We start from the raw sequence: 25,074 nt of genomic DNA, 5'->3' as shown, positions 1-25,074 counted from the left end.
AAGAGAAGTGACATCTCACACGTGCGTAAACGGCCAACACGGCACAGCCGCGACAGCAGCTAGAAGCATGAAAACCCCGCCCCAAAACGCCCCCAAGTCAGCGGGCTACAAGCAATACAAATCGCATACGTGCATACATATCCAACCCCGTATGGTCCGTCCATGCATGGCATATGCACTTCACGCCGACCTACAATTCCTTCTCCAAGCACAACAGACTTTGCGAACGAATCAGCGGAACGGGACACTAGAGTCCCGTCCCCACGGGAGATCCCATGCATCTCGAAGGTTCCTGCCATTGCGGCGCGGTCAGCTTCAGCCTGGAGTCCGGCTCGCCTTATCCGTTCATGCATTGCTACTGCTCGATCTGCCGCAAGACGGCGGGCGGCGGTGGCTATGCCATCAACCTCGGCGGTGACGCCGCCACGCTGAAGGTTCGCGGCAAAAAGCACATCGGCATCTATCACGCGGTGATGCGCGAGCCGGGCAAGCGCGCGCGCCGCTCGCCGGCGCAGCGGCATTTCTGCCTGAAATGCGGCAGCGCACTATGGCTCTGGGATCCGCGCTGGCCGGAACTGGTGCATCCGCAGGCGAGCGCCATCGATACGCCGTTGCCCAAGCCGCCGGAGGTGGTGGAGGCCGCGCTGGATTTTGCCGCGCCCTGGGTGGATGTGCCCAAGGGGCGGGGCCATGTGCACTGCGGCACCTGGCCCTCCGAGTCGCTTGCCGAGTGGCACAGGCGCCACGGCCTGCAAGGTTAGCCGCGCGCCAGCATGATCCCCGCGGTGGCGATCAGGCACAGGGCAAACGCGGCGCGCAGCCGCCGCTCCGGCATGCGGTGGGCGAGCGCCACGCCCCACGAGATGGTCAGCATGCCGCCGAGCGACAGCGGGATGCCGCTGGCCCAGTCGACATGGCCGGCATGGGCATAGGTGGCCAGCGCCACCGCCGCGCCGGGCGTGACCAGCGCCAGCGCCAGGCCTTGCGCCGCCGCCTGCCGGAACCCGAACAGCCCGACCAGGGCCGGCGCCGCCACCACGCCGCCGCCTACGCTGAAAAAGCCCGAGAAAGCGCCGCCGACCATGCCCAGCGCCGGAATCCAGCGCGGTGACAGGCGTGCCTGCTGCGCCGTGGCGGCGCGCCCTGGCAGCAGCCGCCAGAGGAAATAGAGCGCCAGGCCGATCATGAAGCAGGCAAAGATGCGGCGCAGCAACACGGCGTCGATGGCGGTGGCGAGGCGCGCGGAGGCATACGTCGCCAGTACCGCCGACAGCCCGAGCACGACCGCCGTGCGCAGCGCGATGTCGGCGCGCCGGCGGTATTGCCAGAAGCCGATCAGCACATTGGGCGCAATCATCACCAGCGCGGTGCCCTGCGCCAGTTGCTGGTCCATGCCATAGAGCAGGCCCAGCGCGGGAATGGCAATCAGCCCGCCGCCGATGCCGAACAGCCCGCCCACGGCGCCCAGCGCGCTGCCCAGGCCAAAGATCAACAGGGCCGACAGCAAGGACGGCAGCAGGGAATGGTCAAGCATGGAATACGGGAGGCGGCTCTAACGGCAACAGCGTGGCGACTGCATGGCAACTGCGTGCACTGCGGGGTGAGTGATAACGCCCCGGGCCGGCGTTCCGGAGGGGGCAAAAGGCGCGAAGCGCGTAATGATACGCGGGTTTGGCGACCCGCCTGCTGGCCACTTTGTTTTGTCATGAAAGTAGCGTATTTGTCAGGGTTTTCCCTCGAAACGGGGGTGTTCGAGGGTTTTTCCCCAAATTTGTTGGCCGTGTGAAAGGCGTTTGTAATGCAGTTCGGTTTGAATGCGCTCGGGAGATCGTTCGCCGCAGCCGGATACCGGCAAGAACACGTCGGGTTCCACGGAGATGCGTGAATATTCGCTAACTCGGTGCACCGAACGGCGGGCACGGTCGTTTACCGCACACTTAAGTCGAACCGAGCCAGATTGATCGTGTCTTTTTCCATTCCTCGTTTCCTGCTGCTAAGCCTTCTCGGCGCCGTTGCGGGCGCTGCCGTGGCCGGCTCGAATGTGCCGCAAAGCGCACCCATGCCAATGGACGGCCCCTGCGTGGCGCCGCCGTCCAAGGCTACCCTGACCCTCGCCCAGGTGCGGGTCGATGCCGTGCGCTGCAACCGCGACATCATCGCGGCGCGGCGCAATGTGGAGGCAAGCCAGGCCGATATCCAGATTGCGTCGCAGCGGCCCAACCCCGTGCTGAGCCTGGGCGTGGCCAATATCAACCCGCATGCCGGCTTCAACTCGGGCGGCCCGCGCAGCAAGACGGTGGACTCCACCCTGCGTGTGGACCAGGTGATCGAGACGGCCAACAAGGGAGGCTTGCGGGTGGATACCGCGCAAGCCTCCAGCCGCGCCGCCGGCGAAGTGCTGCAGGCGGTGATCACCCAGCAGGCGAGCCTGGTGGACCAGGCGTTCTATGAGGCATTGGTGAGCCAGGAGCGGGTTGCCGTGCTCAACGAGACGCTGGCGCTCTACGGCCGCACCCAGCAGGCCAACGAGGCTCGGCTGAAGGCGGGCGATGTGTCGCGCGCCGATGTGGCCAAGCTGCAGCTCGATGTGCTGCGCGCGCAAGCCGACCTGCGCAGCGCCATGGCCGACCATGCCAGCGACAAGGCCGCGCTGGCGCAAGCCATCGGCGTGCCCGGCACGCTGGCCGACAATCGCCTGACACCCGACTGGCCCGCCCTGGACGTGCCGGTGCCCGAGCCCGACGCCGACACCGTGCAGCGCCGCGCGGACGTGGCGGCGGCGCAAGCCCGCCTGGCCGCAGCAGCAAGCGCGCGCGACCTGGCCCGCGCTGGGCGCGTGCCCGATGTCACCGTGGGCGCGCAGGCGGAGCACTACCCCGTCTCGGCCGCCAACCAGACCGGCAGTGGCAACAGCTTCGGCGTGTTCGTGTCGATCCCGCTCTACGTGCGCCACAGTTTTGGCGGCGAAGCCCGCCGTGCCGAGGTGGATTACTACGCCGCGCTGGATGATCGCAACCGCGTGCTGCTCGAGGCGCAGAACGAGCTGGAGCGCTCGCGCAACCAGCTTGAAGCCGCGCGCCTGTCGCTCAAGCAGATGGTCGAAGGGGTGGTGCCGACCGCCGAGAGTGTCGCCGGCAGCGCCGAGTTTGCCTATGCCAAGGGCGCCAGCAGCGTGCTGGACCTGCTCGATGCGCGCCGGGCCTTGCGCCAGACGCGCCTTGACGCTGTCAACGCGCAAGGTGATTTCGCCAAGTCCCTGTCGGCTTACCGCGCCGCCCTGCAGTCCTCACCCAATTCCCAGGCTCGCCCCGATGTACCGCGTCCTTAATTCCGTGTCTGCTCCGATGTCCGTCCCGATGACTGCTAAGCCTGCTTCGATGTCCCCCGTACGTGCTGCGGCCCGCCATGGCGTCGCCGCCCGGCTGGTCGCGTTTTCGCTGGTCGCGCTGGCGCTCGCCGCCTGCGGCAAGAAGGAAGCCCCGCCCCCCAGCGACGAACCCAAGGTCAGCGGCAACACCGTTGAATTTCCGGCCACGGTCAGGACGCTGCCCGGCATCGTGGGCGAGGCCGTCAAGAGCGGCGGCGAGCGCATGCTCAGCCTGCCGGGCCGCCTGGTATGGAATGAAGACCGCACCGTGCGCGTGTCGACGCCGTTTGCCGGGCGCGTGACCGAGGTGCTGGTGCAGCCGGGGACCAACGTCAAGGCGGGGCAGGCGCTGGCCATGCTGACCTCGACCGATTTCGGCGTGGCCCAGGCCGACGCCCGCAAGGCCGCGGCCGACGCCGCCTATGCCGGCAAGGCGCTAGCCCGCCAGCGCGAGCTGTACGGTGCCGGCGTCGTGGCGCAAAAGGACCTGGAGCAGACCCAGGCCGATGCCGCCCGGGCCAACGCCGACCTGCAGCGCACCCAGGCTGCCTTGCGCCAGTATGGCGCCGGCGCGCAGGGCGAGGGCGCGAGCAACCGCTTTGCCTTGCGTACGCCGATCGATGGCCTGGTGGTGGAGCGCAATATCAATAACGGCATGGAACTGCGCCCCGACCAGCCGCCCACCGCGCCGCTGTTCCTGGTGACCGATCCCGGCGAACTGTGGGCGCAGGTCGACGCGGCCGAGACCGACATCGCCCTGTTCAAGCCCGGCGTGACCGTCCAACTGGTGTCGGCCGCCTATCCCGGCGAGACCTTCGCCGGCAAGGTGGTCAAGGTGGCCGATTACGTGGATCCCGCGGCGCGCAGCATCAAGGTGCGCTTGTCCGTGCCCAACCCGGACCGTCGCCTGAAGGCCGAGATGTTCGTCACCGCCAAGCTGCAGGCCGCCTCCTTCCCGGGGGTCGCGGTGCCGTCCAAGGCCGTGTTCCTGGCCGAGAACCATCACTTTGTGTTCGTGCGCACGGCGCAGAACCGCTTTGAGCGCAAGCAGATCAAGCTGGGCGCGTCGCTGCCCGGCGTGGCCGAGGCGGTGGAAGGGCTCAAGGATGGCGACGTGGTGGTGACCGACGGCAACCTGTACCTGCAGGACATCCTGCGAGACGCCACCGCGGTCAACGCGGCGCGCGCCAGCGAAGCCAGCAGCGCCAGCGCGAAGCAGTGAGGAAGACCGCCACATGATTTCGCGCATCGTTCATTTTGCCCTGCACCAGAAGCTGTTCGTCTGGCTCGGCCTTGCCATCTTCATCGGGGGTGGCCTTGCGGCCTTCAAGAACCTGCCGATCGAAGCCTTCCCGGATGTCTCCGACATCCAGGTCAACGTCATTACGCTTTACCCGGGCCGCGCCGCCGAGGAAGTCGAGCGCCAGGTCACGATCCCGATCGAGACCGCGCTGGCCGGCACGCCGAACTCCGTGCGGGTGTTCTCGCACACCCAGTTCGGCCTGTCCTTCCTGATGGTCACCTTCAATGACAAGGCCACCGACGTGGTGGCCCGCCAGCAGGTGATCGAGCGCCTGCGCGGGGTGGACCTGCCCGACGGCGTGCAGCCGGAGCTGGCGCCGCTGTCCACCGCCATCGGCGAGATCTTTCGCTTTCGCCTGACCGGCAAGGGCTACAGCGCGCAGGAACTGCGCACGCTGCAGGACTGGGTGGTGGAGAAGAACCTGCGCCAGGTCCCGGGCGTGGCCGATCTTGTCACCATTGGCGGCACCATCAAGCAGTACGAGGTGAACCCCAACCTGGCGAAGATGCGCGACGCCAAGATCTCACTCGCGCAACTCTTTACCGCCCTGCAACGCGCCAACTCCAACGCCGGCGGCGGCGCCGTGGCCAACGGGCGCCAGCAATTCCTGCTGCGCTCGCTGGGCAGCTTCCGTACCTCGGCCGACATCGCCGATGTGGTGGTGTCGGAAGTCAATGGCACGCCGATCCTGGTCAAGGACATTGCCGAGATCAGGACCGGTTCCGCCCCGCCCCAAGGCCTGATGGGCCAGGACGACGAGGACGATATCGTCTCGGGCATCGTGGTGATGCGCAAGGGCGAGAACCCCTCGCTGGTGCTCGAAGCGCTCAAGAAGAAGATCGACCTGCTGGACAACTCGATCCTGCCCAAGGGCGTGAAGATCGTGCCCTACTACGACCGCTCCACGCTGATCGACAAGACCCTGCACACGGTGTTCGGCAACCTGGTCGAGGGCGCGCTGCTGGTGATGGCCGTGCTGTACCTGTTCCTGGCCAATGTGCGCGCCGCGGCCATCGTGGCGATCGTGATTCCGCTGGCGCTGCTGTCCACGTTCATCGGCCTGACCTGGGTGGGCATTCCCGCCAACCTGCTGTCGCTTGGCGCGATGGACTTCGGCATCATCGTGGACGGCGCGGTGATCGTGGTGGAGAACATCTTCAAGCGGCTGGGCGAGCTGAAAGAAGCCCAGATCAAGGACAGCCGCGCGCGCATGCACGCCATCCTGCAGGCCACCACCGAAGTGGGCCGCCCGACCGTGTTCTCGATGATCATCATCATCGCCGCGCACATCCCGATCTTTACGCTGCAACGCCACGAGGGCAAGATCTTCGCGCCCATGGCCTACACCGTGACGGGTGCGCTGGTCGGCTCGCTGATCATCTCGCTGACGCTGGTGCCGCTGCTGTGCCACCTGCTGCTGACCAAGAATATTGCGCATGAAGACAACTTCATGGTGCGCCATAGCAAGCGCCTCTACGAGCCGATGCTGGCCTGGGCGCTGGACCACAAGCGCACCGTGGTGGGCATCGCCGTTGGCCTGCTGGTGGCAACGGTTGGCGTCGGCAAGTTCCTCGGCAGCGAGTTCCTGCCGGAGCTGGACGAAGGCTCGATGTGGGTCAGCTTCGACCTGCCGGCGTCGGTGTCCATCGACGAAGCGCGCGACCAGGCCCGCCGCCTGCGTGGCGTGATTCGCAAGACGCCCGAGGTCAATACCACCATCTCCAAGGTAGGCCGCCCGGACGACGGCACCGATCCCAAGCTGATCAACACCGTTGAAATCCTGGTCGACCTGAAGAACGACAAGCAATGGCGCGCAGGCTACGACAAGCGCAAGATCATCAACGAGATCAACGCCAACCTGCGCCAGCTGCCCGGCATCGAGCCTAATTTCTCGCAGCCGGTGCGCGACAACATTCTTGAGAGCATCTCCCAGATCAAGGGCCAGATCGTGATCAAGGTGCAGAGCGACAGCTTGCAGCAGAACAAGCGCGTGGCCGACCAGATCCTCGCCAACGTGCAATCGGTCCAGGGCGTGATGCGCGCCTTTATCGACCGCGACGGCGAACTGCCGCAGTACGTGCTGGACTTCGACCGCGCCCAGGCTGCCCGCTACGGCATCAACGTGGGAGACGTGCAGGACCTGATGGAGACCGCGCTGGCCGGCAAGGCAGCCACCGAGCTGTGGGAAGGCGAAAAGCACTTCAGCGTGGCGGTGCGCCTCAAGCCGAATGAGCGCCAGCTGCCAAACCTGCCGAATATTTTCCTGCAGACGGCGGACGGCGCGCAGGTGCCGCTGTCGCAGCTGGTGCACTTCCGCGCGGCTTCCGGCGCGATGAACATCAGCCGCGAGAACGGCCAGCGCACCACGTCCATCGGCATCTTCATCCATGACCGCGACATGGGCAGCGTGGTGAAGGACATGCAGGAACTGGTCGCCAAGAACGTCAAGGCCGACGACGTCAAGATCAGCTGGTCGGGCGAGTTCGAGAACCAGGAACGCGCCATGGCGCGGCTGTCGATCGTGGTGCCGCTGTCGGTGCTGGTGATCTTCCTGCTGCTGTTCAATGCCTTCAAGTCGTTCAAGAGCGCGACCCTGATCATCTCGAACATTCCGTTCGCGCTGATCGGCGGCGTGTTCGCGCTGTTCATCACTGGCATTCCGCTGTCGGTGTCGGCTGCGATCGGCTTTATCGCGCTGTTCGGCCAGGCCGTGCTCAATGGCGTGGTGATGGTGACCTACTTCAACCAGCTGCGCGACGAAGGCATGCCCGTGCGCCAGGCCGTGCTGACCGGCTCGATGGACCGCCTGCGCACGGTGCTGATGACCGCGCTGCTGGCCATGCTGGGCCTGTTCCCGATGGCCATCTCGCGCGCCATCGGCTCGGAGACGCAGCGCCCGCTGGCCATCGTCATTATCGGCGGCCTGATCACCGCCACCATGCTCACGCTGATCGTGCTGCCCACGCTGTATGAGTGGATGGTCGGTCGCAACTGGCCGGACGAAGAGAACGGCAATGGCAATGGCAAGGACAACCGCTTGTCGGATTCGCTGCCGGCCTGATCTTCCGGTTGCAGACGGAGCCGGAGCTGCGTTGTCGTGCGCCCTCTCCCGCGTGCGGGAGAGGGCAGGCGCTGGCTACGCCTGTGTGCTGGAGCAAACCACGGGCTTCGCTTCAAGTGGGTCCTAGCTAAGCCACCCCTCTCCCCGGCCCTCTCCCCCTGAGGGGAGAGGGAGAGACAGCCGTCGTCATGGCGTACGGCTTTGGCCTGTTCGGCGGCTTCGGCTAATGCTCCACGTTTGTCCGCAGTCTGAAGCCCGTCACCTTGGTGGCGGGCTTTTTCTATTTCCCTGATTCCCTGATCCGCCCCCCCGGTCCTTTCGTCACAGGTTGCGCTGCGCGCGGCTGCAAATGCGGCGGGTGGCGGCGGCCGGTTCATGCTGTTGCCAGCGCTGGCACAGGGCGCGTACCCAGTCGGGACTGTCCTTGGCCGCATCGTTGAGCCAGTTGGCCACCGAGTCCTGTACATAGGGCGAGGGGTCGGCCTTCAGCGCGTCCAGCAGCGGCAGGGCTTGCGCGGGATGCTTCTTCAGCGCGGTGATATGCGCGCACCATACTCCACGCGGGCGCAGTGCCTCGGTGGCGAAGCGGCGCAGCCACTCGGATGGCGATGCCGTCCAGGCGGCAAGCAGCGCGATGCTGGTGTCCAGGTCCGCAGCGAGATGCGGCCGCACGGCCATCCAGGCCCATTCGCGCACGCCGAAATGCGGGTCGTCGGCCAGCGCCTGGATGGCTGCGAGGCGTTGGCTCAGGTCCAGGCCCGGCCGCATGCCGGCCATGAAGCAGGCCCAGCCGCGCACGGTATCCGATGGATGCGCCTGGCAGCGTGCGATGCCCGCGGCGCCAAGCTGCTCGAAGAGGATGGCGCCGATGCTGGCCATGCGCTTGAGGATGCCGAGCTGGCTGGCGGCTTCGGCTTGCTGCATGGCGGCTGGCGGGAGCTTGGGAAACACGGCGCGCAGCAGCGTGACCTGGTTCAATGCCAGGCATTCGGTGAGCGTGGCGCTTTGCAGTTCGCCACGCTCCAGCGCGGCCAGGATGTCGGCGGGAATGTCCGCCGCCCGGCTCGCGCCTTTGCGTGTTGCCGGCTGGGCTGCTGACTGGGTCATGCCGGTTCTCCCGGCACGCCGTTGCGCTTGGCCATGCCGGCGGAAACCTTGCTTAGCAGGCCGTCGAGCAAAACGCGCTCCTGTGCGGATAAGTCACAGAACAGGCTGGCGATCCAGCGGCCATGCTCGTCGAACACCTTTTTGGCGACCTGCTTGCCCTTGCGGGTGAGCCGGATGGTCAGGGCACGCCGGTCTGTGGTGTCGGCATGGCGCTCGATCAGCGCCTCGCGTTCCAGCCCGTCGAGCAGGCCGGTGATGGTGGCGCGCGTGACGCCGGCCTGCTCGGCGAGCGTATTGGGCGCCAGCCCGTCCTTGGCCGCGTTCAGCAGGAACAACAGCACGAAACGGCCTTCGGACAGGCCATGCGGGGCCAGCAGGGCGGCGCAGTCGCGGTCGATCGCGGACGCCAGCGACAACGCCCGGAAGCACAGCTGGATGCTGTCCAGGTCGGGCAACTGGCGTCGTTCGGCTTCGTTGAGCAGGGCGAGGTACTTCTGTTCGAGTGCTTGCATAGTGGCGCCATATTATATGGCGCCTAACTAGTTGGCAAGCGCGCCACCCGCTGCCTTCATGGCAATCCGGTCGACCAGCAACACGATGACGGCACCGATCGCCGTCGCCGCCACGCGGTCCATCAGCATGCCGCCGTCGGCCGGCCCGCTGGCGCCCATGATCATCACCATCAGCGGGGTCATGACCGCCGAGTAGGCCAGGTAGTTGCGCAGGCGCAGCAGTGGCCGGATGCCGGCCAGCCATCCCGCGTTGAATGCCACCAGCCAGTACGGGAGCTGATGGCCCAGCAGCAAGCTCGCGCCAAGCACGCCGAGGAGGGTGCCGGCCACGCGCTGCGTGGCCTTGACGGCAAAGCCTTCTGGCTGCCGCTGCAGCAGGATCGCCACGGTCAGCGTGATCCATTCGAAGTGATGGCCTGGGAGCAGCCAGCGCAGGATGCCGGCGCAGCCCAGGCCGAGCAACAGCCGCAGCGTGTACTGCCACCCGGCCCACTGCGACAGCGTGCGCCGCCATCGCCGCAGGCGCTGCGCGGTGGTGGGCAACGGCAAGGCGGTGCCCGCTTGCGGCAGCGCTTTGGCTCTCGGCGCGAGGAGCAGGCACAGCAGACAGGTCCAGAGCGCGCCGGCCAGCGTGAGCAGGAGAAAGCCTGCCCGATGCGGCGCGGCGCTTGCCGCGCCTGTGGCAATGATCAGGAACAGGATAAAGCGCGTGGCTGCGATCGCGAGCGGGCGGCTGTAGCCGCCAATGCAGGCCGCCGCACCGGCCAGCAGGACGACGATATCGGTCAGGGCGCCGTGGCCCGCCAGGGCTGCCGCGATGGCCGCAGCAGCCGCAACTGGTGCAAGCAGGGCCGCCAGTGGCCTGATACGGGATTCGTCGCGCGCGTCGATGCCCGAGCCGGCGACCGCCCCGGCGCCGATCGCCAGGCTGCCGAGCGCGGCGGCCCGGCCAAGCGCGATCTGCCCCGTGGCGCCGGCAAGCAGCAGCGGTATGCCCATGCCCAGGGCTGCCGCGAGCATCTCGCGTGGATGCACCTGCGCGCCGGCGGGCCATCGGAAGGCTTTGGCGAGATGGGTCCTTGCGCTCAATGTCCCCTCCCGTGATTGCGGGACTCCGCCGCCAGAAAATCGCGCGGCGCCTGTCCCAGCGCGCGCCGGAACATGGTGGAGAAGGCGCCGGCATTGGCATAGCCGGTTTCGGCCGCCACGTGCGCGAGCGGCTTGCCGCGGCTCATCAGGTCCACGGCGTGCGCCAGCCGCAATTGCTGGCGCCAGGCGGCAAAGCTGGTGCGCAGCTCGGTGCGGAACAGCCGCGCCAGGGTGCGCTCGCTGGCGCCCGTCAGTTCGGCCCATTGCGCCAGGCTCAGCGCCGACCCTGGCTGCTCCATCAAGGCATCGCACAAGGCTTTGAGGCGGCGGTCGGTGGGCAAGGCCAGCCCCGGCCAAAGCGTGGGCGCGGTGCGCAACTCTTCGAGCAGCAGGGCCGCGCTTAGCTGGCGCCGTGGCGCGGACAAGCTGGCCGCGTCGGTCAGCGCCACCATCAGGTTGCGCATCAACGCCGACACTTCCACGACCACGCAGGCGGTGAGCGACAGCGGCGCCGCCTGTGGCAGCACATAGCAGGCATGCAGCGCTGCGTCGCCCAGCGTGACCACCTCGTGTTCCACATCCGGCGGAATCCACACCGCGCGCATGGTCGGCACCACCCAGGTGGTGCCTGCCGCGGTCACCCGCATGCTGCCGCGCAGGGGGCACGAGATCTGTCCCCACGCATGCCGATGGCGACGAATGATGGCATTGGGCGGCGGCTGGCGCAGATGCACGATGACCGGCTGCTCGGCGGTGGGCTGGGTCAGCGTGACGGGCTGGTAGGTGGTGCGTGGCATCTGGCTCGGCGCGGCTTTGGCGCAGGGTTTCGGATGTGGCTGGGATTCGTAAGAAATTGCCCGAGAAGTGTAACCCGGCCAGATTGGCGCGTCCTACGATGGCGCACATCGCATGGCACCACGGAGCTCCCTCACATGAGCAATACCAGTCAGCCCGGCTTGCCGCCCCAGGCCAGCCTTCCCGGCAATCCCGCCGCTTCCAAGGCGCCACCCGCCGCAGGCCCCGCGCCCGCGGGCAAGCTGTCGGACAGCGCGCGCGCCGCCATCGTCATCGCCCTGTGCGTAGCGGCGGTATGGCTGGTGGGCCGCGCCACCGGCGCGCCCGGTGGCCTGGTGCTGGCGGCGGCGCTGGTGGCGTCCACCGTGTGCTGCTGGGCGCTGGGCGTGCTGCCCGAGCCGGCTACGACGTTGCTGTTCTTCCTGTGCGCTGTCGTGCTGCACGTGGCGCCGGCCCCCGTGGTGTTCTCGGGCTTTGCTTCCACCGCGTGGTGGCTCATGTTCGGCGGCGCGGTAACCGGTGTGGCCTTGCGCCAGACCGGGCTGGCGCAGCGCCTGGCGGCCATCATCTTCCGGGGCCGGGTGGGCAGCTATCGCCAGGTGATCGGCACCGTGGCGGTGAGCGCCGTGGGGCTGGCATTCCTGATGCCATCGACCACCGGGCGCGTGCTGCTGCTGATGCCGATCGTGCTGGCGCTGGCCGACCGGCTTGGCTTTGCACCGGGGTCCAACGGCCGCATCGGCATGGTGCTGACCGTGGCAGCCGCCAGCTATATGCCGCCCACCACCATCCTGCCGGCCAACATCCCCAACAGCGTGTTGCTCGGCGCGGCCAGCTCCCTGTACGGCGTCAACCTGAGCTATGGCAGTTATCTCCTGCTGCATTTCCCCATCCTCGGCTTGCTCAAGACCGTGATGCTGGTCTGGCTGGTCTGCCGGCTGTTCCCCGAGCGCGGGCCGATCGCGGCACTCCCGCGCGAGCAAGCGAGCGCGCCGAGCCGGCAGGAAAAGCTGCTGGCGGTGATCCTGGTGCTGGCCGTGGCCGGGTTTGCCACCGACACGCTGCATGGCGTCTCGCCGGCCTGGATCTCGCTGGCGGCATGCATCGTCTGCCTGTTGCCGGGCGTGGGCCTGGTTTCCTCGCGCACGCTGGCCGAGCAGGTGCACCTCACGCCCCTGATCTATGTGGCCGGCTTTCTCGGCCTGGGCGCCGTGGTGGAATCCACGGGGCTGGGGACCGCTATCAGCACGGCACTGCTGCGCTGGCTGCCCCTTTCGCCGGGGCATACCGCCGCCAATGTGGCCGCGCTTGGCGCGGTCGGGGCGAGCCTGGGGCTCATGACGACGCTGCCCGGATTGCCGGCCGTGCTGACACCGCTGGCCAAACAGCTGGCGCAGGCCACGGGTTTGTCGCTCGAAGCCGTGCTGATGCTGCAGGTTCCCGTGTTCTCCACGGTGTTCTTCCCTTACCAGTCGCCACCCATCGTGATCGCCATGCAGCTCGGTGGCGTGGGGCTGCGCGACGGAACGCGCATGTGCCTGGCGCTGGCCGCGCTGACCTTGCTGGTGCTGCTGCCGCTGGATTACTTCTGGTGGCGCCTGCTGGGCTACCTGCCTTGAGCGCGCCGCCAGCAAGCTTGCGCTAACTGAGGCATGATCTCGGCCTTCGACCTCTGGTTAACCCCAGCCCCGGGTGGGCTGGCATGCGGGTAAGCCGGGCTCCACTGTAGAAGGCAATCATGACGACAAGAGCGCACTGCGCGCCGCAAGCGCAAGCCAGCCCCGTGGGCGGCGCAAGCTGGATGACCCTGCTGCTGGCCACCGCCTGCGGCCTGATCGTGGCCAACCTGTATTACGCGCAGCCGTTGATCGGCCCGATCGGTCACGCGCTGGGGCTGTCGCCGCAGGCGGCGGGCCTGATCGTGACCCTGATCCAGGCCGGTTATGGCGCGGGCCTGCTGCTGATCGTGCCGCTGGGCGACATCATCGAGAACCGCCGGCTGATCTGCAGCCTGCTGGCCGCGAGCGCCTTCGCACTGGCTGGCGCGGCGCTGGCCGGCCATGCCGGTGTGTTCCTGCTGTCGGCCGTCTGCATCGGGCTGAGCTCCGTGGCGGCGCAGGTCCTGGTGCCGTTTGCCGCGCACCTGGCGCCTGAGCATGCGCGTGGCCGTGTCGTCGGCAATGTCATGAGCGGCCTGATGCTGGGCATCATGCTGGCCCGCCCGGCCGCCAGCCTGGTCACCGACCTGTGGGGCTGGCATGTCATTTTCGCGGGCTCGGCCGTGGGCATGGCCTTGCTCGCCGCGGTGCTCATGCGGCTGCTCCCGGATCGCCGCCCGGCGCCCGCGGTGCGCTATGGCGCGCTGCTGGTGTCCATGTGGCAGTTGCTGTGCTCGCAGCCCGTGCTGCGCCGGCGTGCGGCCTACCAGGCATGCATGTTTGGGGCGTTCAGCCTGTTCTGGACCGCCGTGCCCCTGTGGCTCGCCGGCCCCGAGTTCGGCCTGAGCCAGAAGGGCATCGCCCTGTTCGCCCTGGCTGGCGTGGCGGGAGCGGTGGCCGCGCCCATCGCAGGGCGCCAGGCCGATCGCGGCCGTGGCCGGGGCATGACCATGCTCGCCATGTTGCTCGCGGCCGGCGCCTTTGTGCTGGGCCAGGCCGGCACGCCCGGCTCGCCCGTAGCCCTGGCGGCGCTGACGATTGCCGCCATCGTGCTGGATTTTGGCGTGGCGGCCAGCCTGGTCGTGGGCCAGCGCGCCATCTTTGCGCTGGGCGCCGCCTATCGCAGCCGCCTGAACGGACTGTTCATGGCGATCTTCTTCACCGGCGGCGCCGTGGCCTCGGCCGTGGGCGCGTGGGCCTTTGCCCACGGCGGCTGGACGCTCACCAGCTGGATCGGCTTTGGCCTGCCGGCCATGGCGGGCCTGTACTTCGCGACGGAGCCACGGCTCGCAGGCGCGCCGCCGCGCTGATCCCGCATCGCCGGGGCCAGGGCGCGTGTCCAGCGCCCCTTATCCAGGCCGCGACCTGAACTATTGAAGCTCCTGTGCTCCCGCCCATGCTTTTTTTTGCGTCCCAGGGGAAATGACTGTATTTCCTGTCAACCGGACGTATTACTATTCGTTACGAAATATTACGGGGCGGAAACACTTGGCCCGGTGGCCCCCCACGCTGCCAGCCGCGCGCCGTGATTCAGGCTACGCCTGGCCGTCTACCCCGCCACTGCCATGGCGGGCGCGGCGGTTTTGAATCGTTAGCGCAGCAACATAAGACCGGGTACCGGCTTGCTGCATTGGGAACAGGGGAGCGTCAAGTGGTGCAAGGACCAATCTCGAGCCTTCAATGGCTGTCGGGGCTGAATGCCAAGGGATTTTTTTACGATCTCGGGCCTTTTTTCTATTTTCGCTATCTGGCGGCGCTCACTGCGTTGTCGGCGTTTTGCCACCCGCCGGGCGGCAAGAAGTGGGTTCTCAGGCGTTTCAAGCTGATCTGCCGGTCCGCATTCCGCTTTGCCGCGGTGCGCAGCTGGTTGCAGGCGGTCGACTCCTGCGCGCTGATGCGGCGCGTGGCCATGGCCAAGCCTTCTCTGCTCGAGCGCCCGTATCGCCCGCTTGGCGCATTTGGGCTGAGCTTTCGCGAGCGCATGCGCACGGTGCTGGATCACTACCGTGCGATGAGCACGCTGGTGCCGCTGGCGCTGAGTGAGCGCGTCTATGTGGGTGGCGGGCTCGAATGGGCGATGGGCGACGGCCGCTACAGGCTGCGCCTGGCGGATTCCGGGCCGAACCCCAAGGAAGGCGAACTGGCCTTTTACTGGCTGGATACGGCCAGTGGCGTGTGCCTGAGCCAGCTCAGCTTCTACCTGGCGCAGCGCAAGGACGGCACGGAGATCTTCGTCGGGGGCCTGCAAGGCCCCATGGGCGAGAGCAGCCGCGACCTGATCCGCGAGTCCACCAAGGCATGCGAAGGCCTGCGGCCCAAGGACGCGGTCATGGAAGCGCTGCTCGGCTTTGCCGCCGCGCTCGGGGTGCAGCGCATCGTGGGCGTCAGCAAGAAGAATCACGTGGGCCGCCAACGCCATACCCCGCGCGAGATCCGCTGCGATTACGAGGGCTTCTGGATGGAGTCCGCGGGCCAGCCAATGCCTTGCGGCAATGTCGAGGTGCCGGTCAACCAGCCGCGCCGCGATGTGATGGCGCTGCCGTCCAAGAAGCGCTCCGCGTACCGGCGCAAGCTGGCCCAGGTAGAGGCCATCCACGCGGCCGTGCATGGCTGGTTCGCGGCGCCCGCCGTGCCGCAGGCAACCACCCCGGCGCCCACCCTGACGCAGGTCATTGCGCCGGGCAGCGCGGAGCCGCTTGCAGCCTGAGGCGGCGCGGCGACAAGCCGCGATGGACGCACAGAAAAGCGCGGGCTTCGGCCTGCGTTTTTTTTGCGCCAGTGACGGGGCTGCAGTAAACCCTAGTAGTCTAGGTTTGTAGACCTTATTAAAGTAAGTCATTTCCGCAGGCCACTTCCGTAAGCCACTTCCAGCCGGCGATAACACGCTGGCGCCCCTGGCTTTCGCAGTCGCTGCGTTGCTCCCGCCATTGATGCCGAATCCAGCTTTCACCGCCTTGCCTGCCTCCAGCGACCTCTTGTCCCGCAGCCGCCAGCCGGTCTACCTCCAGCTCGCCACGATCTTCCGCCGCCATATCGAGAGTGGCGAATGGCGCCAAGGCGAGCGCATTCCGTCGCTCGAGCAGCTTTGCCGCGAGTTCGGCGTGGCGCGCATGACCATGCATCACGCGCTTTCCCTGCTTGACGAAGAAGGCCTGCTGACCCGCGAGCGCGGGCGCGGGACGTTCGTCAAGGCAAGCTGCCGCGAGCGCCGCGCCATGAGGCTGCCGGTGAGCTGGGACCAGGTGGTGGCCGTCGGCGAGCAGCTCGACACCGAGGCGCTGTCCGAGTCCGACGGCACCGTCACCCTGCCGGACGAACTGGGCATGCCCTGCGCCGCCGCGCGCGCGCCGGGCTATCACTTCCTGCGCCGCCTGCACCGGATCGAGCAGCGCCCGTTCGCGCTGGGTGAGGTCTTTATCGAGGCCAGCGTGTTTGCCCGGGAGCCGGAAGCGTTCCGCCACGGCGCCTCGGTGCCGGTGCTCGACCGTTTCCCCCAGCTGAAGGTCACCGCCGCCAGGCAGCGCCTGTCGATCATTGCGGCGGGCGCGGAATCGGCCGCCAGGCTGGCCTTGCCCGTTGGCGCGCCGGTGGCCGAGCTGCGGCGCTATGCGTGCGTAGACGGCGTGATCGTCTACTACGCGCGCATCGAATTCCCGAGCGAGTTCGTCTGCCTGGATTTCGACCTGCTCGCGACCGGCGCGGGCGCCGCCCCCGTTTATGCCCCACCGCGCCCGGCTGCCACGCCAGGGGCGCAGTCCTGACGCTTGTCCACCAATCCATTCCCCATTCCCCAATCCGCCAACTGGAAATGAACGAGATGCCGAATACCGACCGCAACCAAGGTAGCCATGCAACCCAGGGCAACAACGGGCAGAGCGAGATGAACGGCGCCGAGAGCCTGGTCAAGACGCTGCTGGCTTGCGGCGTGGACACCTGCTTTGCCAACCCCGGCACCAGCGAAATGCACTTCGTGGCCGCGCTCGACCGCATTCCCGGCATGCGTTGCGTGCTCGGCCTGTTCGAGGGTGTGGTGACCGGCGCGGCCGATGGCTACGCGCGTATGGCCGACAAGCCGGCCGCCACGCTGCTGCACTGCGGCCCGGGCCTGGCCAATGGCCTGGCCAACCTGCATAACGCGCGCCGCGCGCAGACGCCGGTGATCAACATCGTGGGCGACCAGGCCACCTACCACCGTCCGTTCGACGCACCGCTGACGGCCGATACCGAAGGCTGGGCGCGCCCCGTCTCGGTCTGGACCCGCACCGCCACGGATGCCGCATCGGTTGGCGCCGATGCCGCCACGGCCGTGCAGGCCGCGTGCGCCGCCCCCGGCGGGGTCGCCAGCCTGATCCTGCCCTCGGATGTCTGCTGGGATGCCGGCGGCAAGGTAGGCGCGCCGCTGGCGCCGCTGCCGGTGCCCAAGGTCTCGCCCGACGCTGTCCAGCAAGCTGCACGCCTGCTGCGCTCGGGCCAGCCCACGCTGATCGTGCTGGCCGGCACCGCGCTGCGCGAGGCGCCGCTGGCCGATGCGCACCGCATCGCCGCCGCCACCGGTGCGCGCCTGATCACGCCGATGTCCAACGCCCGCGTGTCGCGCGGGCGCGGCCGTTTCAACGTGGATCGGGTGCCCTATTCCGGCGACGTGGCGCGTGACAAGCTGGCGGGCATCCGCAATGTCATCCTGGTCGGCGCGCCGCCGCCGGTGACGTTCTTCGCCTACCCGGGCAAGTCGCCGCGCCCGTATCCGGAAGACGCTGAGATCCATGTGCTGGCGCGCCCGGAACAGGATCTGGCCGAAGCCCTGGCGCGTCTTGCCGACGAGCTTGGCGCCCCCTCGGTGCCGGTGCCGGCTTCGGTTGCGCCGCGTGGGATCGCCAAGGGTGCGGTGACCTCCGAGGCGGTCGCGCAAACGCTGACGGCGCTGCTGCCGGAGCAGGCCATCGTGGTGGAAGAGAGCGTGAGCTTTGGGCGTGCGTTTTATCCGGGGACCGTGCATGCCGCGCCGCATGACTGGCTGCAACTGACTGGCGGTGCTATTGGCGATGGGCTGCCGCTGGCGACTGGCGCCGCGGTCGCTGCGCCGGGGCGCCGGGTGGTTGCGTTGCAGGCCGATGGCTCGGGGATGTACACGCTGCAATCGCTGTGGACGATGGCGCGCGAGAAGCTTGACGTTACCGTGGTGATTCTGGCTAACCGCAAGTACGCGATTTTGCTGGGTGAGCTGGCTGGGGTCGGGGCCAATCCGGGCAAGACTGCGCTGGATATGCTGGATATCGGCAATCCGGATCTGAACTGGGTGCAGTTGGCTAATGGGATGGGGGTGGAGGCTGCGCGGGCTGAGGATATGGAGCGGTTTGCTGAGTTGTTTGGTATGGCTAATGGTCGGCGGGGGCCGTTTGTTATTGAGTTGGTGATTTGAGGTAGGTGGGGGTCGAAGGGCAGATGCAACTGCAACTGCAACTGCAACTGCAACTGCCTAACTTCAACGTCAAAAGCTTAAGGTCAAAGGCAGTTTCACCACCCCTGCGGGGCGGCGACCTACTTTCTTGTCTCGCTCGCCAAGAAAGTAGGCAAAGAAGGCGACCCGGATGCGGCGAAAGACTCCTCGTCGTCGGGCGAAAAGAGCGGCCGGGACCCAAACTCACATCGCCTTAGGGCGATGCTCAGACATGGGTCCCTCTTTTCCGCTCTTTTCGCCCGACGACGAGGCGCCGCATAACGGGGGGGTTAAACCTTCACGGCTCGCTTCGTATCGCGTGTGGGAGAGGGCGGGCGCTCGCTGAATCGCGCTGCGCGCATAGGCCCGGGCCGGGCTTTACGCTGCCATCACCTCGCCATACCGCTGCACATGGAAATCGCTGTCGCCCAGCAACGGGTCGATCATCGTCAGCCGCTTGAAATAGTCCCCAACCTCCAGTTCGTCTGTCATTCCCATGCCGCCGTGCAGTTGCACGGCTTGCTGGCCGACGAGGCGGCCGGCCTTGGCGACCGTGACCTTGGCGGCGCTGAGCATGCGGCGGCGTTGGGCGGGATCGGCTTCGTCCAGCGCCTGGGCTGCCACGTAGGCCATCGACAACGCTAGTTCCTTTTGTACGAGCATGTCGGCCATGCGGTGCTGCAGCGCCTGGAACACGGCTAGCGGCTTGCCGAACTGCTGCCGCGTGCGCAGGTACTCGGCGGTGATCTCGATCAGTTTTTCCATGGCGCCGGCGGCTTCGGCGCATAGCGCGGCAATGCCGTGGTCGATGCCGTGGAGCAGGGCGGGGAGGCCGTCGGCTGCGTTACCGATCATGGCGCTGGCGTCCACGGTGACGTTCTGCAGGGCGAGGTCGGCGGCGCGCAGGCTGTCCATGGTGGGATAGCCGCGCACGGTGAGGCCGGCGGCGTTGCCGGGTACCAGGAACAGGGCCAGCTCGTTGCTGCCGCAGACGCGTGCGGTGAGCAGGAAGGCGTCGGCGGCTTCGCCGTGCCAGGCCAGGCTCTTGTTGCCGTTAAGGACGTAGCCGTCGCCCTTGCGCTCGGCGCTGGCGCGCGCGGTCTCGGGGCGGTAGCGCGTGGTGGGTTCCAGGTAGGCGAGGGTGACCACCCGTTCGCCGGCGGCGATGGCGGGCAGCCAATCGTTTTTCTGGGCGGCGCTGCCGTAGGCGCTGAGCACGGCGGTGGCCATCACCGCGGTGGGCGTGACCGGTTCCAGCACCAGGCCACGGCCCAGTTCGCGCTGCACCACCAGCTGGCTGGCGGCGCTTTCGCCGAAGCCGCCGTATTCGCCGGGCACGGTCAGGCCGAGCACGCCCATTTCGGCTAGCTGTGCCCAGGTGGCGCGGTTGAGGCTGCCGCCGCCGCGGGCGCTCTTGCGGCGCTTATCGAAGGTGTATTCGGTATCGATGAAGCGGCGCAGGCTGTCCGCCAGCATCTGTTGTTCTTCGCTGTAGTTGAAGTCCATGACTGTGCTTGTTCCGTCTGTGCTCTCAGAAACCGAGGATCATCTTGGAGATGATGTTCTTCTGTACTTCGGTAGTGCCGCCGTAGATCGATGTCTTGCGCATGTCGAAGTATGTGGACGCGGCGGGCGCGGCCCAGGCCGGGGCGTGCGGCGGTGCGTCGGCGGGCGGCGTTTCGCCGGCTTCGAGCCAGCGCGGGGAGTATGGCCAGGCATTGGGGCCGGCCACTTCCATCTGCAGCATGGCGAGGTCCTGCTGGATCTCGGAGCCACGGATCTTGACGATGGAGGCTTCCGGGCCGGGGCCGCGGCCGGCGTCTTGCGTGGCTACGCGCAGCAGCAGCATTTCCAGCGCCATGATGTCCATCTCGATGCGCGCGATCTTGTCGCGCATGCGCACGTCGTCGATCAGCGGGCGGCCTGCGCCGTCGGTGGCTTGCGCGGCGTAGTGCTTGAGCTGGCGCAGCTCGCGGTTGCAGTGGCCGATGCCGGCAATGCCGGTGCGCTCGTGGCCGAGCAGGTACTTGGCATAGGTCCAGCCGCGGTTTTCTTCCCCCAGCAAGTTGCCCGCCGGCACTTCCACATCCTCGAACCACACTTCGTTGACGTCGTGCCCGCCGTCCAGCGTGACGATGGGGCGCACGGTCACGCCGGGCGTCTTCATGTCGATCAGCAGCATCGAGATGCCTTCCTGCGGCTTGGACTCGCTGTCGGTGCGCACCAGGCAGAAGATCCAGTCGGCGAAGTGCGCCATCGTCGTCCAGGTCTTCTGGCCGTTGACGATATAGCGGTCACCCTGGCGCACGGCGCGCGTCTTGAGCGAGGCCAGGTCGGAGCCCGAGCCGGGCTCGGAGTAGCCCTGGCACCAGAAATCCTCCACCGTGGGGATGCGCGGCAGGAAGCGTTCCTTGTGCTCCTGGCTGGCGTACTTCATCAGCACCGGGCCGATCATGGTCAGGCCGAAGGGCAGCAGGCGCGGCGCGCCCGCACGGAATGCCTCGATCTCGAAAATCAGGCGCTGCAGCGCGTTCCAGCCTGTGCCGCCCCATTCCTTGGGCCAGGTCGGCGCACCCCAGCCGCGCGCGTGCAGGATACGGTGCCAGCGCACATAGTCATCCTTCTCGACGCGCCGGTGAGCCAGCACCTTGTCGCGGATATCCGCGGGCAGGCTGGCCTGCACGAAACTCCGAACTTCTTCGCGGAACGCTTGTTCCGCCGCGCTGAAACGCAGGTCCATCTGTTTGTCCCCTCGGTTGGGAAGGCGGGCCGCCACCGGCCGCCGTCTTGAGTCGTTGCCGGGATTTTATGGGTGGCAGGGCATTCGGTTCTTCCGCAATGGCAAAGCCGTCCTTCCGCGCTTGCGAACCGATGGGCGGCACCAGCCAGCCACCTGCAAGCGCACGTGCCAAGCAGAACACGGCCTTAGCCAAATCCAAATGGCATGCGGCTGGCGCCTGCCGCACACTGGCGCAGTGCCGTCGCAGCACAAAAACAATTCACGCCGAGGAGACAGGCGATGCACCGCTGGACCATACGTTGCACCCGATGGCTTGCCCTATGCGGCTGGCTGGCGGCCACGGCGAGCGCATTCGCCGCTTATCCGGACAAGCCCGTGCGGCTGGTGGTGCCCTTCCCGCCGGGCGGCGCTACCGACCTGCTCGCGCGTGAAATCAGCCACGCACTTTCCGTGCGGCTCGGCCAGTCGGTAGTGATCGAGAACCGGCCCGGCGCGGGCGGCAACATCGCCGCCGTGGCGGTGGCGCGCGCGCCGGCCGATGGCTATACCTTGCTGTTCGGCACCTTCGGCTCGCTGGCCGTCAACAAGAGCCTGTACGACAAGCCGGGCTACGACCCGCTCAAGGATTTCGCGCCGGTGGCCTCCGTGGCCTACCTGCCCAATGTGCTGGTGGTCCATCCCTCCGTTCCGGCCCGTAACGTGGCCGAGCTGCTGGCGCTTGCGCGGCGCGAGCCCGGCAAGCTGACCTACGGCTCCTTTGGCAACGGCTCGTCGTCGCACCTGGCCGGCGAGCTCTTCACCCACATGGCGGGCGTACGCATCGACCACGTGCCATACAAGGGCAGCGCCCCGGCCATGACGGACCTGATCGGCGGGCGCCTGACCATGATGTTCGACAGCATCTCCACCGCTTTGCCGTACGTGCGGGATGGCCGCGTGCGCGCGCTGGCGGTGACCACTGCCAAGCCGTCCGAGCAGTTGCCCGGCGTGCCGACGCTGGCCGCTGCCGGTGTGCCTGGCTATGAACTCACCGCGTGGTTTGGCGTAGTGGCGCCGGCCAATACCCCAGCCGCCATTGTCGATCGCCTCAACGCCGAGATCGTGGCATCGCTCGCGCAGCCCGAGCTGGCGGCGCGGCTGGCAAGCCAGGGCACGGTGCCCTTTCCTTCGACGCCGGCGCAGTTCGGCACCTATATGCGCACCCAGTACCAGAAGTGGGACGGCCTGATCAAGTCAGCGAACATCCATCTGGATCAGTGAGTTCGCCATTCCCAGCGACTCCCAGCCATTCCCAGCCGTTGCAACAGGCAGTCCGGTTCCAACCTAATCATCGCTTGCATCATGTCCTCTTTCCGCCCCGAGTTCATCCACGACATCCCCCGGCACTGGGCCGAGCAATCGCCCCAGGCGCCTTGCCTGCATGAGGCCAGCGGGGTGCTTAGCTACGGCACGCTGTGGCAGCGCATCACCGCCACTCGCGACTGGCTTGCCGCGCAGGGCGTGGGGCAGGGCGACCGCGTGATGGTGGTGGGCGAGAACTGCGCCGAGATGGTGGTGATGCTGTTCGCCTGCAGTGCGCTGCACGCGTGGCCGATCCAGGTCAATGCGCGGCTCTCGCCGCGCGAGATCGATGGCATCCGCGCGCATGCGGAGCCGCTTTTGACGTTCTTCACCAGCCATGTCTCTGACGTAGCCGCGGCGCATGCCAGGCGGCTCGGCGCACAGCCCACCGATTGCGTGGCGCTCGATCCTGGCCTCGCCAGCCTGCGTGCCTCGGAGGCGCCGCCGCGCGTGAGCGCTGCCCAGGCGCGGGACGTGGCCACGCTGATCTACACTTCCGGCACCACCGGCGCGCCCAAGGGCGTGATGGTGCCACACGCCGGCCTGACCATCTTCGCGCGGATCTCGGCCACTTCGCGCCATCTCGGTCCCAGCGACATCGCCTACGGCGCGCTGCCGCTGTCGCATATCTTTGGCATCGCCACCGTGCTGATGGCCACGCTGTACGCGGGCGCCAGCCTGGTGATGCGGCCGCGCTTCGATGCGGCGGACGTCTTCGCCGCGCTGGAGTCCCCCGGTGTCACCATGCTGCAAGGCGTGCCCACCATGTTCACGCGCATCATGGCGGTGGCGCGGGCGTCGTCGCTGGAGAGCGGCGCGGCTGCGTTTCCCCGCCTGCGTTATCTCTATACCGGTGGCGCGCCGCTGGACCCGACCCTCAAGCGCGACACCGAGGCATGGTTCGGCCAGCCACTGCATCACGGCTACGGCATCACCGAATACGCTGGTTCGCTGTTCATCACCCGCATGGATGCGCCGCGCGCCGATTGCTCCGCCGGCTACATCGTCGAAGGCGTGGAGATCAACATCACCAGCGAACAGGGCGAGCCGATGCCCGCGGGCGAACGCGGCCAGATCCGCGTGCGCGGTCCCGGCGTGATGCGCGGCTATTTCCGCAACGCGGAGCAGACCGCCGAGGCGCTGCTGCCGGGCGGCTGGCTCAACACGGGCGATCTCGGCTTTCTCGGTGAAGACGGCGCACTGTTTATCGTGGGCCGCTCCAAGGACCTGATCATCCGCTCCGGTTTCAACGTCTACCCGATCGAGGTGGAATCCGTCATCAACGCCTTCCCCGGCGTGCGCCAGTCCGCCGTGGTCGGGCGCGCAGCCACCGATGGCAACGAAGAAGTCGTGGCCTTTATCGAAACGCAGCCGGGCGCGCAGCTGGACACCGCCGCCCTGGAGGCCTACCTGCGGGACAGCCTGGCGCCGTACAAGCGGCCCGCGCAGATCCGCGTGATCGAGACCATTCCCACCACCGCCAGCGGCAAGCTCCTGAAGCAGCCGCTGCGCGCCATGCTGGACGGCACAGCCGTAGCGGCATGACCCCCGGCGGCGGCCGGTTCGATGAACTCGCCGCCGCCAGCGCTTCGCCGCGGGCCGAAGCGTTCTCGCAGCCAGCGCCCCCGCACGCCGGGGCACTGGCAAGACGCACAATAAGGAGGAGACTGATGAAACGATGGATGATGGCTGGCATGCTGCTGGCCTTGGTGCAAGGCACCGCAATGGCGGACAGCTATCCGGCGCGCCCGGTGAAGCTGATTGTGGGCTACGCCCCGGGCGGCCCGGTCGATACCGCCGCGCGCATCTACGCCGACTTCCTGGGCCGCGCGCTCAAGCAGCCGGTGGTGGTGGACAACCGCGCCGGCGCCAGCGGCGCCATTGCCGCGGACCTGACGGCAAAGGCAACGCCGGACGGCTACACGCTGTACTTCGTGGCCAGCCCCACCATGACCATGACGCCGCTGATCCAGAAGTCGGTGAACTTCAATCCCACCAAGGATTTCACCTACATCGGCCTGATCAACGATTACACCAACGTGCTGCTGATCAACAAGGATTTCCCCGCCAAGGATGTCACCGAGCTGGTCGACTACGCGCGCAAGCATCCGGAAGGCGTCAGCTTCGGCTCGGCCGGCGTGGGCGCGTCCAACCACTTGTCCGCCGAGCTGCTCGCGCAGATGGGCGGGGTCAAGATGCTGCACGTGCCGTACAAGGGCAACTCGCCGGCGATGGCCGATGTGATCGGTGGCAAGGTGACCTTCATGTTCGACATCACCGGCACCGCCATCGGCCATATCCAGGGGGGCAAGGTGCGCGCGCTGGCCGTGACGTCGAAGACACGCAACGCGGCGCTGCCGACCGTGCCGACCATGATCGAGTCCGGCATGAAGAACTATGACCTGACCGGCTGGTACGCGCTGATCGGCCCGCAGAAACTGCCCGCCGATGTGGTGGACAAGCTGGTCAAGGCGCAGAAGTCGATCGGCGACGACCCTGCCTTCAAGCAGCGCATGACGCAGGGCGGCTATGACCTCGATATCACCGGGCCCAAGCCGCTGGCTGATCGTATCCAGCGCGAGCTGAAGCTGTGGGCTGGGGTGGTGAAGACGGCGAATATCCAGGTGGATTGAGGCCGGATGGCTCCCCTCACCAACTTGTGGG

General features: G+C 67.4%; 19 protein-coding genes. 12 read left to right on the top strand and 7 right to left on the bottom strand.

Annotated elements, in window-relative coordinates:
* Window positions 1–275: 275 nt before the first annotated feature.
* Window positions 276–761, top strand: coding sequence for a GFA family protein (locus tag A9975_RS00385; protein ID WP_150985181.1), 486 nt, complete (start codon window positions 276–278; stop codon window positions 759–761).
* On the opposite strand, the gene A9975_RS00380 is transcribed toward A9975_RS00385, so the two are convergent.
* The gene (locus A9975_RS00380) at window positions 758–1,534 is read right to left on the bottom strand and encodes a sulfite exporter TauE/SafE family protein (protein ID WP_183030887.1); all 777 of its coding nucleotides are present in this window, start codon (window positions 1,532–1,534) and stop codon (window positions 758–760) included. The two genes, A9975_RS00385 and A9975_RS00380, sit on opposite strands and share 4 nt — an antisense overlap.
* Before the next feature lie 525 nt (window positions 1,535–2,059).
* Here A9975_RS00380 and A9975_RS00375 point away from each other — a divergent pair.
* From A9975_RS00375 to A9975_RS00365, 3 genes are read left to right on the top strand one after another with little or no spacing between them, the layout of a single operon-like run.
* Window positions 2,060–3,328, top strand: a complete 1,269-nt coding sequence (locus A9975_RS00375; protein WP_370563594.1) for a TolC family protein — start codon at window positions 2,060–2,062, stop codon at window positions 3,326–3,328.
* Between the two features lie 49 nt (window positions 3,329–3,377).
* Window positions 3,378–4,589: an efflux RND transporter periplasmic adaptor subunit gene (locus A9975_RS00370; protein WP_183030886.1), complete on the top strand. Its 1,212-nt coding sequence runs from the start codon at window positions 3,378–3,380 to the stop codon at window positions 4,587–4,589.
* A gap of 13 nt (window positions 4,590–4,602) precedes the next feature.
* The gene (locus tag A9975_RS00365) at window positions 4,603–7,731 is read left to right on the top strand and encodes an efflux RND transporter permease subunit (RefSeq protein WP_183030885.1); all 3,129 of its coding nucleotides are present in this window, start codon (window positions 4,603–4,605) and stop codon (window positions 7,729–7,731) included.
* A 321-nt stretch (window positions 7,732–8,052) separates the two neighbouring features.
* Here A9975_RS00365 and A9975_RS00360 read toward each other — a convergent pair whose 3' ends face one another.
* The 4 genes from A9975_RS00360 to A9975_RS00345 are packed head-to-tail and all read right to left on the bottom strand — an operon-like array spanning window position 8,053 to window position 11,236.
* The gene (locus A9975_RS00360) at window positions 8,053–8,838 is read right to left on the bottom strand and encodes a DNA alkylation repair protein (RefSeq protein ID WP_183030884.1); all 786 of its coding nucleotides are present in this window, start codon (window positions 8,836–8,838) and stop codon (window positions 8,053–8,055) included.
* A complete protein-coding gene (locus A9975_RS00355) occupies window positions 8,835–9,350 on the bottom strand; it encodes a MarR family winged helix-turn-helix transcriptional regulator (RefSeq protein WP_150985186.1) in 516 nt (171 codons plus the stop codon). The genes A9975_RS00360 and A9975_RS00355 overlap by 4 nt, the downstream gene beginning before the upstream one ends.
* A gap of 27 nt (window positions 9,351–9,377) precedes the next feature.
* Window positions 9,378–10,439 carry an FUSC family protein gene (locus A9975_RS00350; RefSeq protein WP_183030883.1) on the bottom strand — a complete coding sequence of 354 codons (1,062 nt, stop codon included), beginning with the start codon at window positions 10,437–10,439 and terminating at the stop codon, window positions 9,378–9,380.
* Window positions 10,436–11,236, bottom strand: coding sequence for a helix-turn-helix domain-containing protein (locus A9975_RS00345; RefSeq protein WP_150985188.1), 801 nt, complete (start codon window positions 11,234–11,236; stop codon window positions 10,436–10,438). The genes A9975_RS00350 and A9975_RS00345 overlap by 4 nt, the downstream gene beginning before the upstream one ends.
* A gap of 135 nt (window positions 11,237–11,371) precedes the next feature.
* Here A9975_RS00345 and A9975_RS00340 point away from each other — a divergent pair, with 135 nt between their 5' ends.
* The 5 genes from A9975_RS00340 to A9975_RS00320 all read left to right on the top strand — a co-directional run bounded on the left by A9975_RS00340 (window position 11,372) and on the right by A9975_RS00320 (window position 18,311).
* Complete coding sequence (locus tag A9975_RS00340) at window positions 11,372–12,853, top strand: SLC13 family permease (protein ID WP_183030882.1); 1,482 nt, start codon at window positions 11,372–11,374, stop codon at window positions 12,851–12,853.
* A 119-nt stretch (window positions 12,854–12,972) separates the two neighbouring features.
* Window positions 12,973–14,202 carry an MFS transporter gene (locus A9975_RS00335; protein WP_183030881.1) on the top strand — a complete coding sequence of 410 codons (1,230 nt, stop codon included), beginning with the start codon at window positions 12,973–12,975 and terminating at the stop codon, window positions 14,200–14,202.
* Between the two features lie 344 nt (window positions 14,203–14,546).
* A complete protein-coding gene (locus A9975_RS00330; protein WP_370563566.1) occupies window positions 14,547–15,599 on the top strand; it encodes a DUF535 family protein in 1,053 nt (350 codons plus the stop codon).
* A gap of 223 nt (window positions 15,600–15,822) precedes the next feature.
* Window positions 15,823–16,653, top strand: a complete 831-nt coding sequence (locus A9975_RS00325; protein ID WP_183030880.1) for a GntR family transcriptional regulator — start codon at window positions 15,823–15,825, stop codon at window positions 16,651–16,653.
* A gap of 119 nt (window positions 16,654–16,772) precedes the next feature.
* Window positions 16,773–18,311: an acetolactate synthase large subunit gene (locus tag A9975_RS00320; RefSeq protein WP_183030941.1), complete on the top strand. Its 1,539-nt coding sequence runs from the start codon at window positions 16,773–16,775 to the stop codon at window positions 18,309–18,311.
* A 396-nt stretch (window positions 18,312–18,707) separates the two neighbouring features.
* Here A9975_RS00320 and A9975_RS00315 read toward each other — a convergent pair whose 3' ends face one another.
* Window positions 18,708–19,835, bottom strand: coding sequence for an acyl-CoA dehydrogenase family protein (locus A9975_RS00315; protein ID WP_183030879.1), 1,128 nt, complete (start codon window positions 19,833–19,835; stop codon window positions 18,708–18,710).
* A gap of 25 nt (window positions 19,836–19,860) precedes the next feature.
* Entirely contained in the window at window positions 19,861–21,069 is a 1,209-nt protein-coding gene (locus tag A9975_RS00310) for an acyl-CoA dehydrogenase family protein (protein WP_183030878.1), read from the bottom strand.
* 279 nt (window positions 21,070–21,348) lie between these two features.
* Here A9975_RS00310 and A9975_RS00305 point away from each other — a divergent pair, with 279 nt between their 5' ends.
* The 3 genes from A9975_RS00305 to A9975_RS00295 all read left to right on the top strand — a co-directional run bounded on the left by A9975_RS00305 (window position 21,349) and on the right by A9975_RS00295 (window position 25,043).
* Entirely contained in the window at window positions 21,349–22,329 is a 981-nt protein-coding gene (locus A9975_RS00305) for a tripartite tricarboxylate transporter substrate binding protein (RefSeq protein WP_183030877.1), read from the top strand.
* Between the two features lie 81 nt (window positions 22,330–22,410).
* Window positions 22,411–23,955: a class I adenylate-forming enzyme family protein gene (locus tag A9975_RS00300; RefSeq protein WP_183030876.1), complete on the top strand. Its 1,545-nt coding sequence runs from the start codon at window positions 22,411–22,413 to the stop codon at window positions 23,953–23,955.
* 125 nt (window positions 23,956–24,080) lie between these two features.
* The gene (locus tag A9975_RS00295; protein ID WP_183030875.1) at window positions 24,081–25,043 is read left to right on the top strand and encodes a tripartite tricarboxylate transporter substrate binding protein; all 963 of its coding nucleotides are present in this window, start codon (window positions 24,081–24,083) and stop codon (window positions 25,041–25,043) included.
* Window positions 25,044–25,074: the final 31 nt, after the last annotated feature.

The organism is Cupriavidus sp. UME77, from assembly GCF_014170355.1.
Taxonomy (GTDB): Bacteria; Pseudomonadota; Gammaproteobacteria; order Burkholderiales; family Burkholderiaceae; genus Cupriavidus; species Cupriavidus basilensis.
This window is presented reverse-complemented; position numbering and strand designations above follow the sequence as displayed.